Annotated in this window: 4 protein-coding genes; all 4 read left to right on the plus strand. The window is 51.9% G+C overall.

The annotated features are described in order from the left end of the window. On the plus strand, positions 1-624 hold a 624-nt coding region (gene phoB / locus ABUL11_RS11120; RefSeq protein ID WP_350283920.1), incomplete at its 5' end, for a phosphate regulon transcriptional regulator PhoB. A 282-nt stretch (positions 625-906) separates the two neighbouring features. Further along, positions 907-1,320 (plus strand): nucleoside diphosphate kinase regulator, encoded by a 414-nt coding sequence (gene rnk, locus ABUL11_RS11125; protein WP_350283921.1) that lies wholly within the window; start codon positions 907-909, stop codon positions 1,318-1,320. A gap of 95 nt (positions 1,321-1,415) precedes the next feature. After that, positions 1,416-2,963, plus strand: a complete 1,548-nt coding sequence (gene glpK, locus ABUL11_RS11130; RefSeq protein ID WP_350283922.1) for a glycerol kinase GlpK — start codon at positions 1,416-1,418, stop codon at positions 2,961-2,963. 79 nt (positions 2,964-3,042) lie between these two features. After that, the coding region (gene pgsA, locus ABUL11_RS11135; RefSeq protein WP_350283923.1) for a CDP-diacylglycerol--glycerol-3-phosphate 3-phosphatidyltransferase at positions 3,043-3,606 on the plus strand (564 nt) is incomplete at its 3' end.

The following is a 3,606-nucleotide window of genomic DNA, read 5'->3' on the forward strand; positions in this document are numbered from 1 at the left end:
AGTGCCGAGCAGGCAGCAGCGATGGTGAATGAGGTACTGCCTGATCTGGTATTGCTGGATTGGATGCTCCCTGGAAAAAGCGGTATTGAATTGGCGCGATCGCTGCGACGCGATCCGCGTACCAAACCGATTCCCGTCATCATGCTGACTGCCCGGGTAGATGAAAGAGATAAAGTGATCGGATTGGAAACCGGGGCGGATGATTACGTCACCAAGCCGTTTTCCCCGCGTGAGTTGATTGCACGGATAAAAGCAGTATTACGCCGGAGCCTGCCCGAAGCTTCCGATGAAATTCTCGATATCGGGGGAGTGCAGATCAACCCGATGACACACCGGGTGACTGTTACCGATCTGAACGATGATACGCGCGAGAAAGAGTTGCTGCTCAGTCCTACCGAATATCGTCTGTTACATTTTCTGATGGCACATGCTGAACGTGTGCATACTCGTGCACAGTTGCTGGATCGGGTGTGGGGAGATCATGTTTTTGTCGAAGATCGTACGGTTGATGTGCATATACGCCGGTTGCGCAAGGCGCTGGATGTAGCAGGAAAAGCTGATCTTGTGCAGACAGTCAGAGGAGCGGGATATCGTTTTTCCACACGCAGTGAGAGTGAAATCTGAAGGCTGGCCTGTGCTGGTCAATAGCGAGGTGGTAGGCTATACTGCGTTGACAGGAACCGGGCGAGTTTAGTTGTATAGTTGGCAGGTGCAAGAGATTTCCCGGCTTTTCATCTCTTCTTTTCAAGTGTAACTTAGTTCTCTATAACGGATGCAACGCAGAGCAGTTGTGTCCGTCAATCCGTTATTTCCATTTGCAGAGCCATTTCAGGAAGAGTGCTTCTACCTGAAGCCGTGGTTTTTTCTGCAATGATTCATGTGGATGATCTAATACGAGGAATTAAAATGAGTGTCAAACCCAAAATCATGATTTCTTCGCTTGATGCAGAGCGTTTGGAAATGTTGCTGGAATCCCTATCGCACAATGCGTTTCCAGGCAGGGATGATCTGGAAGCCGAACTTGCCCGGGCAGAAGTGGTGGATCCAAAGGAAATTCCGCCTACCGTTGTGACAATGAATTCAACTGTCAGATTCAGAGTTGAATCATCTGCCGAAGAATTCTGCTTGACGCTGGTTTATCCGAAGGATGTCGATACCAGTGGGGAAAAGATTTCGATTCTTGCTCCAGTGGGGAGCGCGCTGCTGGGGCTTTCGCAGGGAGATGAAATCGAGTGGCCCAAACCAGGTGGAGGCGTATTGCGTGTACGCATCGTGGAAGTGACTTATCAGCCGGAGCGTTCCGGTGAATATTACCGGTAAACGAGCTTTTTCCCGGGAGATTCCATGCCGATGAAGGCAGGCACTATCTGGTGATTTTCAAATGATGCTTTCTGTTTTTTCGCATAAAACTGGCTATGAATGATCAACCGACGATTCTGGCAATCGATCAGGGGACGACCAGTACTCGTGCCATTCTATTTTCGGCGGAATTGGAAATTCTTGCAGTGCAACAGAAAGAGCTGAAGCTGCATTATCCCCGCAAGGGTTGGGTCGAGCAGAATCCCGAAACTATCTGGCAGGATACGCTTGAAGTCTGCCGCACGGTTCTGGAGCACAATACTGGCAGGGCGGAAGCAGTTGTTGCGATTGGCATCACCAACCAGCGCGAAACGACTATTTTATGGGATCGTAATACCGGCAAACCTGTTTATCCTGCCATTGTCTGGCAGGATCGCCGTACCAATACCATTTGCGAACGATTGAGAGCGCAAGGATCTGAGCCGATGGTAACAGCCCGGACCGGCCTGTTGTTTGATCCCTATTTTTCTGCAACCAAGATTGCCTGGATATTGGATAACGTTGAAGGCGTGCGTGCCCGGGCAGTGCGAGGTGAACTGGCGTTTGGTACGATCGATTGCTATCTGCTCTGGCATCTGACAGGCGGCCGGGTACATGCTACCGATGTGACGAATGCTGCGCGGACGCTGTTGTTCAATATTGTCGAGCAGCAGTGGGATGAGGATCTGCTGGCATTGTTCGATATTCCGGCAGCGATTCTGCCGGAAGTCCGCGATAATGCTGCCGGGTTCGGGATGACCGACCCGGTTTTATTCGGTCGGGAAATCCCTGTCGGTGGCATGGCGGGGGATCAGCACGCAGCGCTGATCGGGCAAAGGTGCTTCCGGCCGGGCATGGTCAAATCCACCTACGGTACCGGTTGTTTTGCACTCATGAATATCGGCCCGGATTTCAGGCTTTCACAGCATCGTTTGCTGACCACACCGGCGTATCGTCTGAATGGCAGAATGGTTTATGCTGTTGAAGGATCGATTTTCGTTGCGGGTGCAGCGATTCAGTGGCTGCGGGACGGGCTGGAATTTTTTCAGGATGCGGCTGCCAGTGAGGCACTGGCGCGCAGTGTACCGGACAGTAATGAAGTATATTTCGTACCTGCTTTTACCGGCCTGGGCGCACCCTACTGGCGACCGGATGTGCGTGGCATGATCAGCGGGTTGTCGCGTGAGACGACCCGGGCGCATATCATCCGTGCCGCACTGGAAGCACAGGGCTACCAGACCCTGGATCTAATGGCGGCAATAGAGGAGGATGGCGGCTATCAGGCCGAAGTCATCCGTGTGGATGGCGGACTGGTGGCAAACGGATTCATGTGCCAGTTTCTCGCTGACATGTTGAACAGGTCGGTGGAAGTGCCGAAAGTAACGGAAGCAACGGTATTGGGCGCGGCGATTCTGGCTGGATTGGCGGTAGGCCTGTTTGCCGGACTGGAAACAACTGAATATTACTGGCAGCGGGATATAATCTACACTCCTGAGATGACGGAAGCTGAAAGAAAGCGGTTGTATACCGGCTGGAATACGGCGGTTCAGTCGTTGTTACATGCTTCCGGGAATGCCTCTGCTGAATCTGACGCAGCGGATTCCCGCCAGAAAAAACGAGAATGAAGCAGGAAAAATATGTGGTGAATCTGGTAATCGTGGATTAAACCTGACAGGATGAAAACAGACTGGAGTGCGTTTGGTTATGCTGATGAATCTTCCCAATTTTCTGACGTGGCTGCGTATCATGGCAATTCCCCTGTTTGTCGGTATTTTTTATCTGCCGACGGACTGGATGTCTCCGGCTACACAGAATCTGGTTGCCACCATCGTATTTGCCGGCGCCGCGTTGACCGACTGGCTGGATGGCTACCTGGCGCGGGTGCTCAACCAGACTTCCGCATTTGGTGCTTTTCTCGATCCGGTGGCAGATAAACTGATGGTGGCTGCTGCACTGATCGTGCTGGTCTATCTGGACCGGCTCGATGCCCCGATTGCCTTAATTATCATAGGTCGTGAAATTACGATTTCCGCATTGCGAGAATGGATGGCGCAAATTGGCAAATCCAAGAGTGTGGCGGTATCTTTTCTGGGGAAGATCAAAACGGCTGCACAGATGGTGGCAATTCCCCTGCTGCTCTACCACGACAGAATCGATGACGCATTCGATTCACAGACGGCTGGCACTTGGCTGATTTACATAGCAGCCATTCTGACATTGTGGTCGATGATCTACTACCTGAGAGCGGCCATTCCCCATGTGATTCAT

This window comes from Nitrosomonas sp. (assembly GCF_040256045.1).
GTDB lineage: Bacteria > Pseudomonadota > Gammaproteobacteria > Burkholderiales > Nitrosomonadaceae > Nitrosomonas.